This is a genomic window from Flavobacterium daemonense, from assembly GCF_007341385.1.
In the GTDB taxonomy this organism is placed as follows: domain Bacteria; phylum Bacteroidota; class Bacteroidia; order Flavobacteriales; family Flavobacteriaceae; genus Flavobacterium; species Flavobacterium daemonense.
In genome coordinates, this window is record NZ_VJYD01000008.1 from 65,703 (window position 1) to 85,635 (window position 19,933).

General features: G+C 33.1%; 17 protein-coding genes. 4 read left to right on the plus strand and 13 right to left on the minus strand.

What is annotated here, in order from left to right:
* Positions 1-19 precede the first annotated feature (19 nt).
* From FND99_RS11880 to FND99_RS11920, 9 genes are all read right to left on the minus strand, one after another.
* Positions 20-940 carry a YARHG domain-containing protein gene (locus FND99_RS11880; protein ID WP_144338182.1) on the minus strand — a complete coding sequence of 307 codons (921 nt, stop codon included), beginning with the start codon at positions 938-940 and terminating at the stop codon, positions 20-22.
* The gene (locus FND99_RS11885) at positions 937-1,503 is read right to left on the minus strand and encodes a DUF2306 domain-containing protein (RefSeq protein ID WP_144338183.1); all 567 of its coding nucleotides are present in this window, start codon (positions 1,501-1,503) and stop codon (positions 937-939) included. Before FND99_RS11885 ends, FND99_RS11880 begins: the two co-directional genes overlap by 4 nt.
* A 181-nt stretch (positions 1,504-1,684) precedes the next feature.
* Positions 1,685-3,283: a PepSY-associated TM helix domain-containing protein gene (locus FND99_RS11890; RefSeq protein WP_144338184.1), complete on the minus strand. Its 1,599-nt coding sequence runs from the start codon at positions 3,281-3,283 to the stop codon at positions 1,685-1,687.
* A 115-nt stretch (positions 3,284-3,398) separates the two neighbouring features.
* Entirely contained in the window at positions 3,399-5,558 is a 2,160-nt protein-coding gene (locus FND99_RS11895) for a TonB-dependent receptor (protein ID WP_144338185.1), read from the minus strand.
* An 85-nt stretch (positions 5,559-5,643) separates the two neighbouring features.
* The gene (locus tag FND99_RS11900; protein WP_144338315.1) at positions 5,644-5,988 is read right to left on the minus strand and encodes a hypothetical protein; all 345 of its coding nucleotides are present in this window, start codon (positions 5,986-5,988) and stop codon (positions 5,644-5,646) included.
* A gap of 207 nt (positions 5,989-6,195) precedes the next feature.
* Entirely contained in the window at positions 6,196-9,540 is a 3,345-nt protein-coding gene (gene secA, locus FND99_RS11905) for a preprotein translocase subunit SecA (RefSeq protein WP_144338186.1), read from the minus strand.
* An 89-nt stretch (positions 9,541-9,629) separates the two neighbouring features.
* Positions 9,630-9,851, minus strand: a complete 222-nt coding sequence (locus FND99_RS11910) for a DUF2795 domain-containing protein (RefSeq protein ID WP_007138072.1) — start codon at positions 9,849-9,851, stop codon at positions 9,630-9,632.
* A 184-nt stretch (positions 9,852-10,035) separates the two neighbouring features.
* Complete coding sequence (locus FND99_RS11915; RefSeq protein WP_144338187.1) at positions 10,036-10,605, minus strand: cob(I)yrinic acid a,c-diamide adenosyltransferase; 570 nt, start codon at positions 10,603-10,605, stop codon at positions 10,036-10,038.
* A 153-nt stretch (positions 10,606-10,758) separates the two neighbouring features.
* Positions 10,759-11,451 carry an ABC transporter ATP-binding protein gene (locus FND99_RS11920; protein WP_144338188.1) on the minus strand — a complete coding sequence of 231 codons (693 nt, stop codon included), beginning with the start codon at positions 11,449-11,451 and terminating at the stop codon, positions 10,759-10,761.
* A 309-nt stretch (positions 11,452-11,760) separates the two neighbouring features.
* Here FND99_RS11920 and FND99_RS11925 point away from each other — a divergent pair, with 309 nt between their 5' ends.
* Positions 11,761-12,429 carry a DUF6565 domain-containing protein gene (locus tag FND99_RS11925; RefSeq protein WP_144338189.1) on the plus strand — a complete coding sequence of 223 codons (669 nt, stop codon included), beginning with the start codon at positions 11,761-11,763 and terminating at the stop codon, positions 12,427-12,429.
* A gap of 54 nt (positions 12,430-12,483) precedes the next feature.
* On the opposite strand, the gene FND99_RS11930 is transcribed toward FND99_RS11925, so the two are convergent.
* The 4 genes from FND99_RS11930 to FND99_RS11945 all read right to left on the minus strand — a co-directional run bounded on the left by FND99_RS11930 (position 12,484) and on the right by FND99_RS11945 (position 16,822).
* Complete coding sequence (locus tag FND99_RS11930) at positions 12,484-13,275, minus strand: O-methyltransferase (RefSeq protein ID WP_144338190.1); 792 nt, start codon at positions 13,273-13,275, stop codon at positions 12,484-12,486.
* Positions 13,276-13,303: 28 nt separating this feature from the next.
* Positions 13,304-13,774 (minus strand): FKBP-type peptidyl-prolyl cis-trans isomerase, encoded by a 471-nt coding sequence (locus FND99_RS11935; protein WP_144338191.1) that lies wholly within the window; start codon positions 13,772-13,774, stop codon positions 13,304-13,306.
* A gap of 128 nt (positions 13,775-13,902) precedes the next feature.
* The gene (locus FND99_RS11940) at positions 13,903-15,765 is read right to left on the minus strand and encodes an ABC-F family ATP-binding cassette domain-containing protein (RefSeq protein WP_144338192.1); all 1,863 of its coding nucleotides are present in this window, start codon (positions 15,763-15,765) and stop codon (positions 13,903-13,905) included.
* 91 nt (positions 15,766-15,856) lie between these two features.
* Complete coding sequence (locus tag FND99_RS11945) at positions 15,857-16,822, minus strand: T9SS C-terminal target domain-containing protein (protein ID WP_144338193.1); 966 nt, start codon at positions 16,820-16,822, stop codon at positions 15,857-15,859.
* A 451-nt stretch (positions 16,823-17,273) separates the two neighbouring features.
* On the opposite strand from FND99_RS11945, the gene FND99_RS11950 reads away from it, so the two are divergent.
* The 3 genes from FND99_RS11950 (at position 17,274) to gmd (ending at position 19,827) form a co-directional block, all read left to right on the plus strand.
* Positions 17,274-17,699, plus strand: a complete 426-nt coding sequence (locus FND99_RS11950; RefSeq protein WP_144338194.1) for an adenylyltransferase/cytidyltransferase family protein — start codon at positions 17,274-17,276, stop codon at positions 17,697-17,699.
* Positions 17,700-17,713: 14 nt separating this feature from the next.
* Positions 17,714-18,664 carry a GDP-L-fucose synthase family protein gene (locus FND99_RS11955; RefSeq protein WP_144338195.1) on the plus strand — a complete coding sequence of 317 codons (951 nt, stop codon included), beginning with the start codon at positions 17,714-17,716 and terminating at the stop codon, positions 18,662-18,664.
* An 80-nt stretch (positions 18,665-18,744) separates the two neighbouring features.
* Entirely contained in the window at positions 18,745-19,827 is a 1,083-nt protein-coding gene (gene gmd / locus FND99_RS11960; RefSeq protein ID WP_144338196.1) for a GDP-mannose 4,6-dehydratase, read from the plus strand.
* The last annotated feature ends 106 nt before the right edge of the window (positions 19,828-19,933 follow it).

A 19,933-nucleotide genomic window follows, 5' to 3' on the forward strand; every position in this document is an offset into this window, starting at 1 on the left:
TCTTAGCTTCTTTTAAAAACTATCTTCCAAAAGATTCGTAACTATCTGTGGCGTATTTTTCAAAACGTTTTAGTAATATGATATTTTGCGTTTCAGTTTCGGTTAATTGATTGTTGACATTTTCTGAAATAGGAACATACCACGGAACATAATCGAAAAATTGGCGAATTGTGTTCGATTTGAAAGCATAACCATGTCGGGCAAAAATGGTATTTCTCAGAATTTCTAAGTCCAGTTTCTTTAAATTCTTTAATTGACTTTCTTTTAATTTGGTTGTTGAAGAATTGATCGTTAAGATAGCGCTTGATGCAGCTCTGAAAAGCTCAGAACTGGACTCATATTCCTCATCTTCATTTATCGAATCTTTTTCAATTTCATCCTGTGATTGTTCTTCCGTTTGCTCTTGTTCTTCCATTTTTTTAGGATTTACATAATCGACATAGACATCGTCTTCAGGAAGCATCAAATTCGGGTCATATTTAAATTCTTTTTTAGTAAGTATGAATTTCCTTTTAGTTACTTCTATTGTTGGATCATTGGCTGTCCAGGTTCCTACTAATAAAGTATCTTTTTGGATCTCAAAATTGAAGACACCATCGTTTTTAGGATCTCCATATTCTTTAAGCGTAAAATAAAATGTATTCCCTGTTTTGGTCATTTGACCTTTTATAGTTTTGCTTTTTCCGTCAATAATTCTTTGTCCAGTAACTTCAGATTCCGTAATTTTTTTGAGTAAAATATTAATTCTCGTGTTTTCTTTAGTTATTGGTTTTGCAGTATCTCTTTCTTCGACGCTAAAAGTGCCAACAAAAGAACCATATAAATAAGTTCTTATTTCTTTGTTTTCAGCTAAAAGATGGGTTTTTTTAGTGTCTTTTTTTTCTTTAGAATTACATGAAAATAATAAAACGGCAACAAATAAATAAAGAAGGTTTTTCATTTTTTGGATTGGTTATAAAGATAATATTCAGCGATTAATAAATTAGGCACCCACCCAAGCCAAGCTATTATTTGATAAACATCCATTGGTGAGGGTTGAAACAAATATACAAGAAAAACCTTCCAAAAACGTAAGGTTATTGCTGAAAATGTTAATGCGAAACTTCGCAACATAAAAGCCTTGTGAAGCTTAATATTTTTGTTTTTAACGGTTGAAAAACCTTTCAGCGTAAAGTAAAACCATAAGATTGATAAGGTGACAAAAGATATTTTTGAATAAAAACCTCCATTCGCAAAAATGCCAATAAATAAGCCCGAGGGAGCACTTAAAAACAATACAATAAATACATATAGTTTGCCTATACTTCTATGAATAGCAGGTTTTCTCTTTAATAAACTGGAATTAAATTGAGTAAATCCAGCAAGTAAAACAAAAATTGCTGAATACACATGTATGTAAAAGAAAGTAGTGTAAAAAGGGATTTCGGTAACTTCCGTCTGTTTTATTTGAAGAAAAGCGACATCATTCCTGAATGGAATGTATTGAAAGGTGATTTTAATCATTAAAATGAAAAAATAGCTAAAGCACAATGTCATTAACAACGGCAACGAAAGCTTTAAATATTTTTTCAATTTACTTACAACAGATTATTTGAGAATCAAATGTAAGAAAAAGATTCTGAGTTGCTAGAATTCTAATAATAAAATCTTAGCATCTCAGAACCTCAGAACCTTAGAGCCTTTTTTATTTTTTCAAAAAAAGAATAAAACCTAAAACACTCACAATTAAAATAGAAAGTGCTGCCAAAACGGTTGCTAAATCCCGAATATTTTTTCCAGCCCAATCCATAAATAAAAATTTGTGCAGAATGGCAAATGAATAACCTTCGATTTTGTCTGAATTATTGACAACTGCAGCCAATCTTGAGGTGGAGGTTTCAATGAAATAAGTTGTTTTTTCTGGTGTGTCGTACGCCAGTTTTACAACCGGAAGCCTTTTGTTTACAAAACCATATTCTCTGCTGTCAAAATCGGTTAAAACTTTTGATTCTAGTAATTTTATGTTTTCAAATGAAGGCTGAGAATCATCTTCTGATGTATCGATCATTTCACAACAAGAAGCTTTTGGCGCTCCATCTGTAAAATAATAAGCTAGAAATTCGGCATATTCCAAATCCATATTTGGAACTACTTTATTTGTAGTGGCGCTAATGTAAACCACCTCAGATTTTGGATCGTCTTTTTTATTCCATTTCGAATCTGATTTTGGCTTTTTGAATCTTTTCGTTTCTTTTTCAAGTAATTGACATCTGTAATACGTAGAGTCATTTAGGGTAATTAAACTGATGTTTTGAAAACGATCCCAATCTAAATTTAAATTGTTATTTGCTCCAGGAATTTCTTTGGTTACAAAAGTTGGTTCATAAACCATTTGCGACAAAGTATAAGGAGCCCATTTTGTAGTTGCATGATAAGCGCCACTAAAAGCAAAAGTCAATGTGAAAAGCGAAACCCAGATTCCAATTTGGCGATGGTATTTTCTTAAACCTTTTTTTGGCTGTAAATTATCTGTTTTTTTGAATTGTTTCCAAAGTAAACCATAAATTAAAATACCGCTCAAGGCAGAAAATCCAATAATAGACAAGAGGAAAATCATCGTAATAATTCGGATGCTGTTATTGCTGATCGCATCTATAAATGACCAATTGTGAAATGTGTCAAAAAACCAGATGAAAAATTGTCTCGATGTTGGATTATAAGTTGCTAATTTGCTTGAAGAAGTTTCAACATAAACCTGCATGGCATCTGGTCGGTCAAAACTTACTTTATGAACTGGCAAATAACGATTTACATATTTGTATTGCGATGTGAATTCGGTTAAAATCTCACTGTTTTTTACAGCGCTTTTTTGGTCATCTAAAAAGTAACGCGAAAGCCATTCGGCATATTTTTGATCTCCGTTTTCCAGTTTTTTAGCTGTTGAAGCATCAAAATACCAAAGTTGTCCAAGAATTGTTTTTACCTGATAATAAGTCGCATTGTTGAAAGTTACAATTCTGAAATTTTTGAATTGCGATATTTCGTTTTTCAGCAAAACTTCTTGGATAGAATAATGCAGTTGGCTTTTATCAATAATTGATTGTTCGATTTTGTCATGTGCAATTTCTGGCTTGAAAAAATGCGCCATAAACGGATGCATTAAACCAGAAAATGTCCAGAAAATCACAGGAATAATCGTAATTAAACCAATAACACGATGCCATTTGTACATGTGTTGTTTGATTTTTTTGATGAATTTAGAATCTTTCTTCTTCGAAGATTTTTTGTTTGTTTCTTTACTCATTGGTTGTTTTTTTTTTTTTTTTTTTGGCCACAGATTTCACAGATTAAACGGATTTTTATCATTAAGAAATCTTTTTAATCCTTTAATCCCGATAGCTATCGGGAGTGGCTAAATATTATTTTTTTAATGAAAAATTATATTGAATTCCAAATACAAAAGTTCTTGGCGCTGCTGCTGTATAAGTTGGCTGTGCGTCTGCTGCATTGGTTCTCGTAACATTATAAGCATATAATTTATCGGTAAGATTCAATACATTTCCGTAAACTTCAATTTTTTTCCATTGGTAGCCAATTCGGGCATTGAATATATTATAGCCGTTATATTTTACCGTATTGATTTGGTCTTGGTAATAACTGCCTACCAATTGCCATTCTACAGATGTTCTCAAATTTGGAAGCCAGTTTGGATAATAACTTACTTCTGAATTTCCTGACCATTTTGGAGCTGACGGCATTTCTTTTCCATTCAAATCCTGAATCGGATCTGACGGTTTGTCGGAAAGTTTAAAATCAATGTAAGTGTGTTGTGCATAAGTTCCCCCAAGGCGAATGTTGAATTGCTTTGAAGGTCTGTACGAACCGCCAAACTCAATTCCTTTATGGCGCGTTTCTCCAGCCGAACGATAATCTGTCGAATTATCAGGAAGTTTTATGTTCAGTAATTCATTTTTACCTTCCATATAATAAAAAGCATAATCAAAGTTCAGTTTGTTTTCTAAGAATGACAGCCATCCTCCAACTTCATAATTATCAAAATCTGCTGGTTTTAGGTTGTAGTAAAATTCGGCAGGAACGCCTGTTGTTCCTCCTGTTCCAGGTTTTGCTCTAAAAATTGAAGTAATTCCTGGAGGCGCAAAACCTTGAGAATAATTGCCATAAAAACCTGCATGTTCTGTCGGATTATAATTTGCTCCCGCTTTAAAAGTTGTTTTGTCATATACTTTGCTTCCAGACGAAAGATCAATAGCATTGTCATAATTCACTTTCATGTTGTCATAACGACCGCCAAGTGTAATGACTAATTTTTCGATTGGATTAAAGCTGACTTGAGCATAACCAGCAGTGTTAAAAATGTCAGCCGTATAATCTGCCAATTTGGAATCGGGATGTTCCGCAATAATTTCATACGAATCAACCGTTTGTTTTCCTGGTGCTCCCGGATTTAAATTGGCTTTTAAATCAATTACATACGACCAATACGTTACTGGTGAATAATCGTATAAAGCGCCAGCAACAATTTTGGTATTAAGAAAATCAAATTTCTGAGTATGTTGTCCAATTGCGCCGTAACTTTTGAAATTGTTTGAATTTACTTCGCCTTTAGCTGTTGTCGGATTTACGGTTGGACTCCATTTAATTCCGTAAGAAGGATTTTGCCCCAATTTATTATCACGTAAATAAGCGGTAATATAACTGCTTGAATTGCTGTTCCAATCATGCTCAAGCGTTAAACGAGTTCGTAAAGCATCCGATTTTCTATAGGTGAAATCAGAAGTGCTTTTGTAAGTTCTATTGTTGAAGCTTTTTTCGTCGACGGTACCACTCATATCCGAATAATATTTTCCGTACATCGTGTTGCTGATCAATCGGGTAGAAGGAGAAATGTTATAGTCAATTCTCGCATTCAGATTGTTTTTATTGTAGTCAGAATATGTCATCCAGCCGTTTTCCTGCAAACTTGAAATTCCTGCAATATGAAAACCTACTTTTCCGATCGTGGCACCGCCGGTCGCTTGGAATCTTCTGTAGCCATAATTATCTGCCTGAATTCCAAATTTGAATTCTGGATCAACAGGTGGTTTTATCGAAATTAAATTAATTGTCCCACCAACAGCTTCAGGCCCGTATAAAGATGAAACAGGACCTTTAACTACTTCAATACTTTGCAGATTGTATTGGTTTATTTCTAATAATGCATTGTGATTGAAAATTCCCATTGGACGAATTGGCAGTCCATCTTCTAAATATAAATAGTAGGCATTTGTTGTCATAGGTTGACGAATAGACATCATGTGCTGTTCGTTCCCTAAATTCACCATTAAAACGCCAGGAGTTTTATTTATGATTTCGTAAACCGCAGTTGCTTTGGTTTCATTGATTGTTTTTGCTGTCAGTTTACTAATCGCAACAGGTGTTTCTTTTCTTAAGGTTGCTGTACGATTGGCAGTTATAAAAACATTTTCAAGTTCATGCGATTTTGTTGTGTCTTGCGCTGTTTTGTTTTGCGCAAAAACACATTGCCCTATAATCAATAGGGTAAAGTATATTTTTTTCATTTTAAATTATATAAATTAAGCTATAAGCTATGGGCAATAAGCCGTAAGCTTTGAACTGTAAGTCTTTTAGTTGACTTTTTAAAATTTATATAAAATAGGATGGAGGGTGAAAAGTTGAATTTACTACTGCAATAGGTTTTTTATCGAATGAAGCGAAGATTTTTGCTTTTGATTCGATTAGCCCTGTTAATTTGAAATTACTTAAAATAGAAGCTTGAATATAAACAATCTCTGCTTTTTCTTTCAGATTGTTTTGCATTCTTTTTTCGTTGTCAGCGTATTTTTTTAAGCTTTTTTGAAGTTCACAACGTCCATTACAAGTATTGAAAACCATTTTGCGTTGTACACAAATTGTTTTCGAAATTTCTTCCTGATTTAATTTGAATGAGGTATAAACAAAGAAACTGCCAAAAGAAGGAACTAATAGCATGCAGGAAAGAAATATGACGAAAAATCGTTTCAAAATGTGTCTCGTTGTTTTCGAGAGCAAAAATACATTATAAATATTATTTACAAGAATGATTTTTGGCATTTAATGTTAAAAAACAAAAACATGAAATTTTTAGATATGAAAAACCCGACAGGTTTTTAAAACCTGTCGGGTTTGCTATATAATTATAATTTGAAATATAATTTATTATTTAACTAAAACCCAAGCTCCAGAAGCTATTAGAGATTCTGCTTTTTTGAATTTCATTTCTTCAGTTTTGCCTGTTGCAACTTCTTGAACTGTTACAGTGTCATTTCTGTTGATTTTTGGCATATCTCTCACAATCGTTTCAGTAACTTGACGTTGTTGTGTTTCTCCAGCTTCACGATTAATGCTTTCGCTGTTTGGAATTTCGTCTTTGCTTAATTGTAAATTTTCCGCTTGACGAACTTCTCTTGCTTCGTGAATTTCAGAGCTAACGTTTTGAGCAGGCAAATCACCTTTGAACAAGAATGAGATTACTTCTTTATTAACGTTGTCAAGCATTCCTCTAAACAAATTGAAAGCTTCTAATTTGTAGATAAGCAATGGATCTTTTTGCTCGTGAACTGCTAATTGAACAGATTGTTTCAATTCATCCATTTTGCGCAAGTGTTTTTTCCAAGCTTCATCAACAATTGAAAGTGTGATGTTTTTCTCAAAATCAGCAATTAGCTGAGATCCTTCACTTTCGTATGCTTTTTTCAAGTCAGTAACAACATTCAATGTTTTGATTCCGTCAGTAAATGGAACTACGATTCTTTCAAAATGATTGTTTGGCTCTTCGTAAACTCCTTTAATAATTGGGAAAGCTTCTCTAGCGCTTCTTTCTGTTTTCTCTGTATAGAATGCTAAAGCTTCTTTGTATACTTTTCCAGTAACTTCGATATCAGATAATTTTGCAAAATCGGCTTCAGAAATTGGAGATGTGATTCCGAAATAACGGATTAAATCAAATTCAAATCCCTTAAAGTCATTTGCTAATTTCGTATTGTTTACGATCAATTCGCAAGTGTCATAAAGCATATTGGCAATATCCAGTTTTAAACGCTCACCAAATAATGCGTGGCGACGGCGTTTGTAAACTACTTCACGTTGTGAGTTCATTACGTCATCATATTCTAATAAACGTTTACGAACACCAAAGTTGTTTTCTTCAACTTTTTTCTGAGCACGCTCGATAGATTTAGTCATCATAGAATGCTGAATAACTTCACCTTCCTGTAATCCCATTCTGTCCATTACTTTCGCAACTCTTTCAGAACCGAATAAACGCATCAAGTTGTCTTCAAGAGAAACATAGAATTGAGAACTTCCTGGATCTCCTTGACGACCAGAACGACCACGCAACTGTCTGTCAACACGACGTGAATCATGACGTTCTGTACCAACGATTGCCAAACCTCCTGCAGCTTTAACTTCTGGAGATAATTTAATATCGGTACCACGACCAGCCATGTTTGTTGCAATTGTTACAACTCCAGCTTTACCAGCTTCTTCAACGATTTGTGCTTCTTGCTTGTGCATTTTAGCATTCAATACGTTGTGTGTGATTCCTCTCATTTTAAGCATACGGCTTAATAATTCTGAAATCTCTACAGAAGTTGTTCCAATTAATACTGGTCTTCCCGCTTTTGATAATTCAGTAACGTCTTCAATAACAGCGTTGAATTTCTCACGAGTTGTTTTATAGATATAATCTTCTTTATCTTGTCTTGCAATTGGACGGTTTGTTGGAATTTCAACAACATCCAGTTTGTAAATCTGCCATAACTCGCCAGCTTCAGTAACCGCTGTACCCGTCATACCTCCTAATTTGCTGTACATTCTGAAATAATTCTGTAATGTTACAGTTGCAAATGTTTGAGTTGCAGCTTCGATTTTTACGTTTTCTTTTGCTTCGATCGCTTGGTGAAGACCGTCAGAATAACGACGTCCATCCATGATACGACCAGTTTGTTCATCGACAATCATAATTTTGTTGTCCATGATAACGTACTCTACGTCTTTTTCGAATAAAGCATACGCTTTTAAAAGTTGCGTCAAAGTATGGATACGCTCGCTTTTTACGCCAAAATCTTGGAATAATCTTTCTTTAGCTTCTGCTTCAGCGTCTTTGTCTAATTTTTGTTTTTCAATGGCAGCGATTTCTGTTCCAATGTCTGGCAACACGAAGAAATCGGCATCAGTATCTCCAGAAAGGTATTGAATACCGTTATCTGTCAATTCAACCTGATTGTTTTTTTCTTCAATCACAAAATACAAAGCTTCATCCACTTTATGCATTTCGCGATTGTTATCCTGCATGTATTGATTTTCAGTTTTTTGAAGCAATTGTTTAATTCCTTCTTCACTCAAAAATTTAATTAATGCTTTATTTTTAGGTAAAGATCTGTACGCTCTTAATAATAAGAATCCACCTTCTTTAGTATTTCCTTCTTTGATTAATTTTTTAGCTTCTGCCAAGAAACCATTCGCAAGTTGACGTTGTTGTGCAACTAAGTTTTCGATTTTTGGTTTCAACTCATTGAATTCATGACGATCTCCCTGAGGAACTGGTCCTGAAATAATAAGTGGCGTTCGAGCATCATCAATTAATACCGAGTCAACTTCGTCGACAATAGCATAATTGTGTTTTCTTTGAACTAAATCGCTTGGCGAGTGTGCCATGTTATCTCTTAGGTAGTCAAAACCAAATTCGTTGTTGGTTCCGTAAGTGATATCAGCATCGTAAGCTTTCTTTCTTTGTTCTGTACTTGGTTGGTGGTTGTCGATACAATCAACAGATAAACCGTGGAATTCGAATAAAGGTGCTTTCCAAGTACTATCACGTTTTGCTAAGTAGTCATTCACCGTTACTAAGTGAACTCCATTTCCTGTCAAAGCATTTAAGTAAAGAGGAAGTGTAGCAACTAAAGTTTTACCTTCACCCGTTTGCATTTCGGCAACTTTACCTTCGTGTAAAACCATACCACCAATTAACTGAACATCATAGTGAATCATGTCCCAAGTGATGTCTTTTCCAGCAGCATTCCATTTGTTAGCCCAAATCGATTTTTCGCCGTCAATAGTAATATAAGGTTTTGTTGCAGAGAATTCACGATCTCTTGGAGTTGCAGTAACTTCAATATGAGAGTTTTCTTTGAAACGACGAGCTGTTTCTTTAACTACAGAAAAAGCTTCAGGAAGAATTTCCATTAAAGTTTTTTCAGAGATTTCATAAGCTTCTTTTTCAAGAGCATCTATAGCATCATAAATATCTTCTCTTTTGTCGATGTCTTCGATGTTTTCTACTTCCGCTTTAAGCGAAGCAATTTTAGCATCTTTGTCAGCTCTGGCTTCTTTTATTTTTTCTTTAAAATATACGGTTCTAGCTCTTAATTCGTCGTGAGACAAACTCATTAAGCTGGTTTCGAATGTTTTAATTTTGTTTAAGTAAGGTTGTAAAGCTTTGACATCTTTTTGTGATTTATCACCTACAAAGACTTTAATAATACTGTTTATGAAACTCATGATTTATTAGTATTTCTTTATTATATAATGTTGTATTTTGAACCAAAAAAAAAGTCTCTGTGATGAGACTTTTTCCTTTGGTTTATTTTTTAATATTCATCCTCATTCCAAAGATAATCTTCGTCTGTTGGATAATCAGGCCAAATTTCTTCCATTGATTCATATATCTCGCCTTCATCCTCGATTGACTGAAGGTTTTCTACTACTTCTAATGGAGCACCAGCTCTAATAGCGTAGTCAATAAGTTCATCTTTGTTAGCAGGCCATGGCGCATCACTTAAATAAGATGCTAATTCTAATGTCCAATACATCTGTTATCTGTTTAGTTTGTGCAAAAATAAATTTTTTACTGAAAAAGACAAGTAAATTTTGATTTATTTTAATAAAATTTAAGAACGTCTTTTTAATTGCAGATTTTAGTCCCAAAGTTTCGGGATTGATTAAAGATTTAGGAGATTTCAAAAATCTAAAATCTGAACTCTAAAATCTAAAATTTCACTTCCTCGGTATCCATTTCACTTCCTCCGCTTTTAAGTCTGAGGACAACTTTCGTGCCAATACAAAAAGGTAGTCAGAAAGTCGGTTTAAGTATTTGATTGCTATCTCAGGAACATGTTCATTGTGGCTTAAATGTACTGCCAAACGCTCTGCTCGGCGGCAAATGCAACGTGCTATATGACAATGTGACACAGTTGGATGACCACCTGGTAAAACAAAATGAGTCATCGGCGGAAGGCTTTCTTCCATTTTGTCTATTTCATTTTCGAGTAATTCTATATCTGAATCAATTATGCCGAGATTTTTCAAACGGAGTTCGCCGTTTTTTAAAACTTCTTTTTCTTGTGGAGTTGCCAAAATGGCACCAACAGTAAAAAGACGATCCTGGATTTCGATTAAAATGGTTTTATAATGAGCATCAATTTCTTGATCGCGGATTAATCCGATATAAGAGTTCAATTCATCAACAGTTCCGTAACTGTCAATCCTAATATGATCTTTAGGAACGCGAGTGCCTCCAAAAAGAGCCGTTGTTCCTTTATCGCCTGTTTTGGTATATACTTTCATTTTTTTTAAGATGCTAAGGTTCTGAGATTCTGAGATGCTAAGTTTTCTCTTCTTTGAGCTTGTTTTTCTAGATTCTTTCCCAAGAAATTGTCTGGATTGAACTGGAATTTTAAGTTTTTCTTTTTCCGATTAAACGATTAACCAAATAAACGTTTAAACAGATTTTCTCGTGTCGCTTTCAATTAATCCGTCTCTTAAACGAATAACTCTATGTGCATAAGCGGCAATATCTTCCTCGTGGGTTACTAGAATTACGGTGTTTCCTTGTGCGTGAATATCTCCAAAAAGTTTCATGATCTCTACTGAAGTTTTGCTGTCTAAGTTCCCTGTAGGTTCGTCGGCTAAAATAATAGATGGTTTGTTGACCAAAGCACGGGCAATGGCAACACGCTGGCGTTGTCCTCCCGAAAGCTGATTTGGTTGGTGGTCCATCCTGTCGGCAAGATTTACTTGGTTTAAAACTTCAACGGCTCTAGTGTTTCTGTCCGATTTTGAATATCCTGCATAAATCATAGGCAAGGCCACATTGTCTAATGCAGTTGTTCTTGGCAAAAGATTAAAAGTTTGAAAGACAAAACCAATTTCGGTATTTCTGATTCCAGCCAATTCATCATCGCGCATTTGGCTGACATCTTTTCCATTCAAAATATATTGTCCAGAAGTTGGAGTATCCAGACAGCCAAGCAAATTCATTAAAGTTGATTTTCCAGAGCCCGAAGGTCCCATTAAAGCAACATATTCTCCCTTATTGATTTCAAGATTAATTCCTTTTAAAACATATACGATTTCATTTCCAAGTACAAAATTTCGTTTTATGTCGGTTATTTTAATTAATGGATTTGCCATTTCGTTTTACAATTTTGGTTTTAAAAGTACAAAACACTTTTCAATAAAACTGATAAGTAGTTGATTATTGATTTTTGTTACAAGATTTTGATCGTTTTCAAAATGTATTAAAACAGTTAAAAAATAATACGTTGTTTGAGTTTGTAAGTTGTTATATAATTTTTGATAAATATTATATTATTAACATTATATGTGAGATTTTATAGATTTATTATGTTTTTATTATTTTAAAGATGATAATAATGTAATTTTTTTAGATTAATGTTTCGGTACATTTGTTTATCTATTAATTAAAAAATAATCAGAATTATGAAAAGCATACAATTATTATCAGGAATAGCAGTGATAGTTTTGAGCTTTACATCGTGTAAAGATGAAAAACAAGAAAAAGCTCAAAAAACAGTAGACTCTTATGTAGCCTATGTCGATTCAGTAAAAAATGTTGCAGCAGAAGATTTGAAAGCCGACTGGAAAAGTGTTGATGCTGAATATGATAAAAGAGCGCAAGAAGCTGAGTTAGCTTTGGCAGATTTAAAAGATAAGACAGCTGCAACTGAAAAAGTAAATACGAGTAAAATTAAATACGAGGAATTTAAAAAAGAAATGTCCGCCGTTTTTGCCCCACCGCCACCACCAGCTCCAAGTCCAAAACAACAATTGCGTAACGCTTTGTTCGGGGAAGGAAAAATTGGAGATGATATGAGTTTTTCTTGGGTAAATGCCCAAAATATTCATAGTGTGTATCAGCAATTTGTTCACACGGTTGAAAATAATAAAGATCGTTATTCAAGAGAAGACTGGGATGAAATCAAATTATTGTACGAAGCATTGGATAGCCGAAAAAATACTGTTGAAAAAGAAGGTTTGACTGCTGAAGACAATAGAAAAATTGCCGGTTTGAAAATTAAATTTGCTCCAATGTATACTGTAAACAGAATGGGAGCGAAGTCTGAAGAAAACAGAGACGCTAAAAAATAAGGATTAAATATTTGAATTAGTAAAAAAAAGACGATCAGAAATGATCGTCTTTTTTTATGCTCTAATTATAAAGTGTTCTTTTGGTTGCTCGTATCTAAAAAATACAAACCCCCATTGAAAAGTGTCAATTGTTACTTTAACTTTTGGATGGTTTTTAATAATTTCCCAAGCTTCTTGCATTTCTTGAGACCAATGAATGTCGTCAAATATCCAGACAGAATCATTATTTATTGTGGGCAATAAAAGCTCGGAATAAGCTAAAGTTGCTTTTTTAGAATGGTTTCCGTCAAAGTATATTAAGTCAAAGTTTTCGGTTTGTGTTTTCAGTTTCAACTGAAGATCTTGAAGATAATTCTCAAATTCTGTTACAATTAAATCTACATTATTGCAATCAAACTTTGTTAATTGATTTTGGGCAAGATTAGCTGTATTTGGGCAACCTTCTAATGTAATGACTTTTGCATCTTTATTACCTAAGGCTAAAGCTGCGGTTGCTAACCCTAAAGAGGTTCCGATTTCGAGAATATTTTTAGGCTGAAAATAATTTGTAACGCGAAATAGTAATCTCGCACGTTTTGAAGAAATTCCAGCTGTCTTAGCGATTTTTGAAATTTGCCTTCTATTGGATTTGAAAACTTTTGAGCCTGCACCAAAATCGGTTACTTCAATGAAATTTTTATTCTCTAAAAATGATTTTCTGTAATTCTCAAGCAGTTTATATTCAGATTTTGGCTTCTTATCATAAAAACATTTTGTAAGCAAATTAAAAACAAAAGGTGAATGAACAGCATGTTCGTTTTTAGATTTCCAAAGGAATTTTAGATAAGATTTTATTTGAAAAAACATTTCGAAATTTTAATGATAAATACGGAAATTAGTTTACAGAAATTAATTTCACATCAAAAATTAAAACCGAGCCTGCTGGTATTGCGCCAACATTGTAATCGCCATATGCTAAATGTGCTGGAATGAAAAGTTTTCCGCTTCCACCTTCTTTAAACAACGGGATTCCTTCGATCCATCCAGGAATAACTTTACTTAAATAAAAAGTGGCTCCATTTACACTTTGATCGAATACTTTGTCGTTTGTCAAATAACCTTTGTACGCAACCGTTACAGAAGATGTTGCGTCAGGCTGTTTGCCAGTTCCGGGCTCTGTAATGATGTAATATAATCCCGAATCTGATCTTTGGGCTGTTAAGTTATTTTTAGCTAAATAATCTGTAATCTGTTTTTCGTTTTCTGCAGAATAATCTTTTGGAGGAGTTGTAGTAAAATCTTTATCAGAGTTTGTGCAAGAAATAAAAAGGGTTAATGTTAATAATGCAGTTAGTAATTTCTTCATTGTGGTATTTTTATTTTTTTGATGCCATAAATATATTTAATTCGTTTTTTGGTTTCAGTTATTTGGCATCTTTTTAACAATTATGTAGTAAACCTCGAACCTGAAACCTGAAACTTGAAACAAAAAAACTATCCTTCAATCTTTGCAGAAAGTTCAAACCATCTTTCTTCTTTTGCGTCGATTTTATTTATGATATTTTGCAGTTCGTTTGCTTTCTTTTCAATATCAGCATCGGCAACTTTTCCGTCAGAGAATAATTGTTCGATTTTGCCTTTTTCTATTTCTAAATCTTTAATTTCTCTTTCAATTTTTTGATATTCTTTTTGCTCGTTAAAGCTTAGATTTCCAGTCGGATTATTTTGTTTCCAATCTTTCTTTTCCGCTTTGTTTTCTTCTTTTTGAGCAACATCGGCACTGTCTTCATAAGCACGGAAATCAGAATAATTTCCTGGGAAATTCTCGATTTCGCCTTGTCCTCTGAAGACAAATAAATGATCGACAATTTTATCCATAAAATAACGGTCGTGCGAAACCACCAATAAACATCCCGGATAATCTAAAAGGAAGCTTTCCAGAACATTAAGTGTTACAATATCCAGATCGTTTGTAGGTTCATCAAGAATCAAAAAGTTCGGATTCTGAATCAAAACCGTACATAAATACAAACGTTTTAATTCACCTCCACTTAATTTTTCGACATAATCGTATTGTTTTTTAGCATCAAAAAGAAAACGCTCCAATAATTGTGAAGCAGAAATAATCTTTCCTTTTGCTAACGGAATATATTCTCCATATTCTTTTATAATATCAATTACGCGCTGTCCAGGTTTTGGGTTAATTCCAGATTGTGTATAATAACCAATTTTGATTGTATCACCTTTTACAACTCGGCCATTGTCTGGCGGAATTGTTCCGGTCAAAAGATTTAAGAAAGTTGATTTTCCAGTTCCGTTTTTGCCAATAATTCCGATTCTTTCGCCACGCTGAAAATCAAAACTGAAATTATCCAGAATAACACGGTCTTTGAATTTTTTAGAAAGTTTGTGAAGCTCGATAATTTTGCTTCCCATTCTTTCCATATTAATTTCAAGCTCGACTTTGTTTTCTTTACGTCGACTTTGAGCTTTTTCTTTAATTACATAAAAATCATCCTGACGTGATTTAGATTTGGTTGTTCGCGCTTTTGGCTGGCGACGCATCCATTCTAATTCTTTTACAAATAAGTTTTTAGCTTTGTCAATACTAGAATTTTCAGAAGTTATTCGTTCTTCTTTTTTCTCTAAATAATAAGAGTAATTTCCTTTGTATTGGTATAATTTTCCGTTGTCTAATTCGATAATCTCATTGCAAACACGCTCTAAAAAGAAACGGTCGTGCGTTACCATAAATAAGGTAATGTTCTCTTTAGCAAAGTAACTTTCAAGCCATTCGATCATTTCGAGATCTAAATGATTGGTTGGCTCATCCAGAATCAATAAATCTGGACGATTAATTAATATGATAGCCAGAGAAAGACGTTTTTTTTGTCCCCCTGAAAGATTTTTTACTTTTAGTTTGAAATCTTCTAGTTTTAATTTGAACAGAATTTGTTTGTATTGCGTTTCAAAATCCCATGCATTATGCTGGTCCATGGCGTCGAAAGCTTTTTGGTAAGCTTCTTCATCATTTGGGTTTTCAAGCGCTTTTTCGTACGCTTCAATTACTTTCAGTGTTTCGTTATCTGAAGCAAAAATGCTTTCTTCGATTGTAAGTTCATCCTGCAGATTATTATCCTGTGAAAGAAATGCCATTCTGATTCCTTTTCTCAAAACAACTTGACCAGTATCTGGCTCGTCTAAGCCATTAATTATGCTCATAATGGTAGTTTTACCAGAACCATTTTTGGCAATAAATGCAATTTTTTGATCTTTATTGATTCCAAAAGAAATGTTGTCAAAAAGGACTCTTTCACCAAAAGACTTCGATATATTTTCTACAGATAAGTAATTCACTTTGTAAATTCTAAGTTATAAAATGTAAGTTATGAAGTTTTGAAAACATAACTTTTTTGCAAAAGTAAACTATTATCTCCCCATTTGCGAATTATTTGTGAACATAGGATTTTAAAACTGGATTCAGATCTAAATAATGAATTTGTGCTGGAACATTTATAATAGGTTTCCGAATCAATGTTTCGTTTGTTAAATAATAATGAAGACCATCTGTAGTTGTAATTCCTTCAATTTGATGAAATGGAAGTTGAAGGTCAATTCTGCGCTTATTTCCCGACAGAAAATCATTGTTTTTAAAATCATATAATAAATAAAGAAACGGTTTGCCAAATTTTGAATAACCGCAAAGGACAATAAGTTTTTTTGATTCTAAATAGGTTGCACCTGTTACCAAGCCTTTTGTATCAAATGTTTGTTTTAATTGAGCAATATGATTTCCAGATTGATTTGGCAACGTATAAATACTCGTTTTAGATGATTGCCATTGTTTTGTAAAAAGAAAAATACTATCTTTAGTTACTATAAAAGCTTCACAGTCAAAATTTGTACTATTGGATTTTTTCGATGAAAAATCAGTTTGATTCGAATATTTGAAGGAAATGATTTCGATTGTTGGCTTTTCATCAAAGAAAGTTTTTTTATTGATTTTTAAAATGTTTAGATCGGTTCTATTGCCGGTATTATTATTTCCAAAATCGCCAATATAAATATGAGAACTGTCCTGCGAAATCTCTTCCCAATCGTGATTTGCGGTGTTATCCAAGAAAATTCTTTTTTGAATTATGCCTAATGTGTCTAATCCATAAATATGTTTATCGTGATCGTCATTATGTGTCCAAATCAAGCCGTTAAACGAAATTAGCCCAGAAGTTTCTTTAACTGTATCACTTAACCTTACTGAATATTTTGGTTTTATTTTAAAAGATTGATATTGACAATTTCCGTTGTTTATAACAGCCGTTGAATTAAAATTGCTTGCATTAGAATCAGTACAGCCCTTAATCTGAGAATAGGTAAAATTAAAGAGTAATAAAAAAAAGAAAAGTGATTTTTTCATTTGTAAAAAATTTCTTTAATAGATTAAGCAAAAGTAATTTTTAATAGTGTGAACTTGGTTGATTTTTCTTTTTAAAAATATTTTTTTAAGTATTTTTTAAAATTACACAGCTAGCTGAAAACTATAGGTTGACGGTTAATTTATATTAAGTTAGGACAATTCTGACTTTGCGCCTTTTAGTATTCAAATTAGTATAGTACTTTTGAAGCAAATATTTTGGTGGTACTCTTGTTAATAAGTATGTTACGAAAATAAAAGTAAGTTTATTTTTGTTAAATTTTCTTTTTAAAAATATTCAAAAGAAAAATAACAGTAAAAATAAACTCATAAAAAATACTCGATATACGTCTCATATGTGATTGTCAAATTTCAACTTATGGGAGTCGGAAGGGCGAAGCCGTGTATTGAAGTTTGTAATTTTGTAATATTGAAAAGAAATGCATTTTTAAACATGAGAATAGGAATTACATTTAGTGCATTTGATCTTTTGCATGCCGGACATATCAAGATGTTAGAAGAAGCAAAATGCCAATGCGATTATTTAATAGTTGGCTTACAGACCGACCCAGCCTTAGACCGTCCTGAAAAAAACAGCCCAACTCAAACTGTTGTAGAGAGATATATACAACTAAAAGGTTGTAGATTTGTTGATGAAATTATTCCTTATACTACAGAACGAGATTTAGATGATATTTTGCGTGCATTTAAAATAGATGTTCGTATACTTGGAGATGAATATAAAGATAAAAATTTTTCTGGAAGATCATTTTGTGAATCAAAAGGAATTGAATTGTACTTTAATAAGAGAGATCACCGTTTTTCAAGCAGTGGTTTAAGAAAAGAAGTTGCTGGAAAAGAGTTAAGCAGGGTTAAATAATTATAAATCATCGAATGGATAAAGATAGCAAAATCTACATTGCAGGACATAACGGAATGGTTGGAAGTGCAATTTGGAGAACATTGTCAACTCTAGGGTTTAACAATCTAATAGGAAAGTCTAGTAAAGAATTAGATCTTAGAAATCAACAAGAAGTTCTTGATTTTATGAGTCAAGAAAAGCCGGAGGTTATTATCGATGCGGCAGCTCGTGTAGGAGGTATTTTGGCAAATAATGACTATCCATATCAATTTATTATGGAGAACATGCAAATTCAGAATAACTTAATTGATGCTGCTTTACAAAATAATGTTCAAAAATTTATTTTTCTTGGGAGTTCTTGCATATATCCAAAATTAGCTCAACAGCCTTTAAAAGAAGATTACTTGTTGACTGATTCACTTGAACCTACAAACGAATGGTATGCCATAGCAAAAATAACAGGTGTAAAAGCATGCGAGGCAATTCGAAAACAATTTGGAAAGGACTTTGTGAGTTTAATGCCTACTAATTTGTACGGCACTCATGATAATTTTGACTTAAACACTTCACATGTTTTACCCGCAATGATTAGAAAATTTCATGAAGCCAAAATTAATAATCATGCACCCGTGTCCCTGTGGGGTAGCGGAACTCCAATGCGAGAGTTTTTATTCGTAGACGATATGGCTCGCGCAGTAGTCTTTGCTTTAGAAAATAGATTACCTGATTATTTGTACAATGTAGGTACGGGCACAGATTTGACGATTAAACAACTTGCAGAAACTATCCAAAAAATTATAGGACATAAAGGCGAAATTATTTGGGATACAAGTAAACCAGACGGTACCCCAAGAAAATTAATGGACGTTTCTAAAATGCATGATTTAGGTTGGAAACACCAAATAGAACTTCATGATGGAATTCAAAAAACGTATGATTGGTTTTTAGAAAATGCAACCACTTTTAAACAAGTAAAAATGTAGTTTTTAGAGAAGATTTAAAATAAAAATTAAATTTTGCTATAAGCTAAAAGCTAGTGACAAATCAAAATAACAAACAGTAAATGAACACACAAAAGATTGCACTTATAACAGGAATTACAGGTCAAGACGGATCATATTTAGCAGAATTGTTACTGGAAAAGGGATATCAAGTACATGGGGTTAAAAGACGTGCTTCGTCTTTTAATACACAACGAATAGATCATATTTATCAAGATCAACATGAGACACACGTAAATTTTATGTTGCATTATGGTGATTTGACAGATTCTACAAATATTATCCGCATTATTCAAGAAGTTCAGCCAGATGAGATTTATAATTTAGGTGCAATGTCTCACGTAAAAGTGTCTTTTGATTCTCCAGAATATGTGGCAAATGTTGATGGAATTGGTACTTTAAGAATATTAGAAGCGGTAAGAATATTGGGCTTGGAAAAAAAGACAAGAATTTATCAAGCTTCAACTTCCGAGCTTTATGGCGGTATGCCAGAAAATAAAAATGAAAAGGGATTCTACGATGAAAATTCTCCTTTTTATCCACGTTCTCCTTATGGAGTTGCCAAAATATATGGTTTTTGGATTACTAAAAATTACCGTGAAGCCTATAACATGTTTGCATGTAATGGAATTTTATTCAATCACGAATCGCCGAGACGTGGTGAAACTTTCGTGACCCGTAAAATAACTATGGCAACAGCAGCTATAGCGAAAGGAAAACAAGATTGTCTCTATCTTGGGAATTTAAATGCACAAAGAGATTGGGGACATGCCAAGGATTATGTTGAAGCCATGTGGAGGATTCTGCAACAAGATACTCCTGAGGATTATGTCATCGCAACAGGAGTAACCACTTATATTCGTGACTTTGTAATTATGGCATTTTCTGAAGTTGGTATCACACTTACTTTTGAAGGTGAGAATGAAAATGAAGTTGCAAAAGTGGCTTCTTGCAATAATCCGTTATATCAACTTGAAATTGGTAAAGTGGTAGTTCGTGTAGATCCTGACTATTACCGTCCTACTGAAGTCGATTTGTTGATTGGAGATCCTACCAAATCAAAAACAAAACTTGGTTGGAAACCTCAATACAATTTGGTGGCTTTGGTGAAGGAGATGATGGAAAATGATTTGAAATTGGTCTAATTTTTTTTAATACTGTCAATAAAGATTTTTTGAAAGCGAGAACTTTTTAATTAGGAAAAATTTTATAAAATAATAAAAGAAATATTCAACGAGAGTAAATAAAATT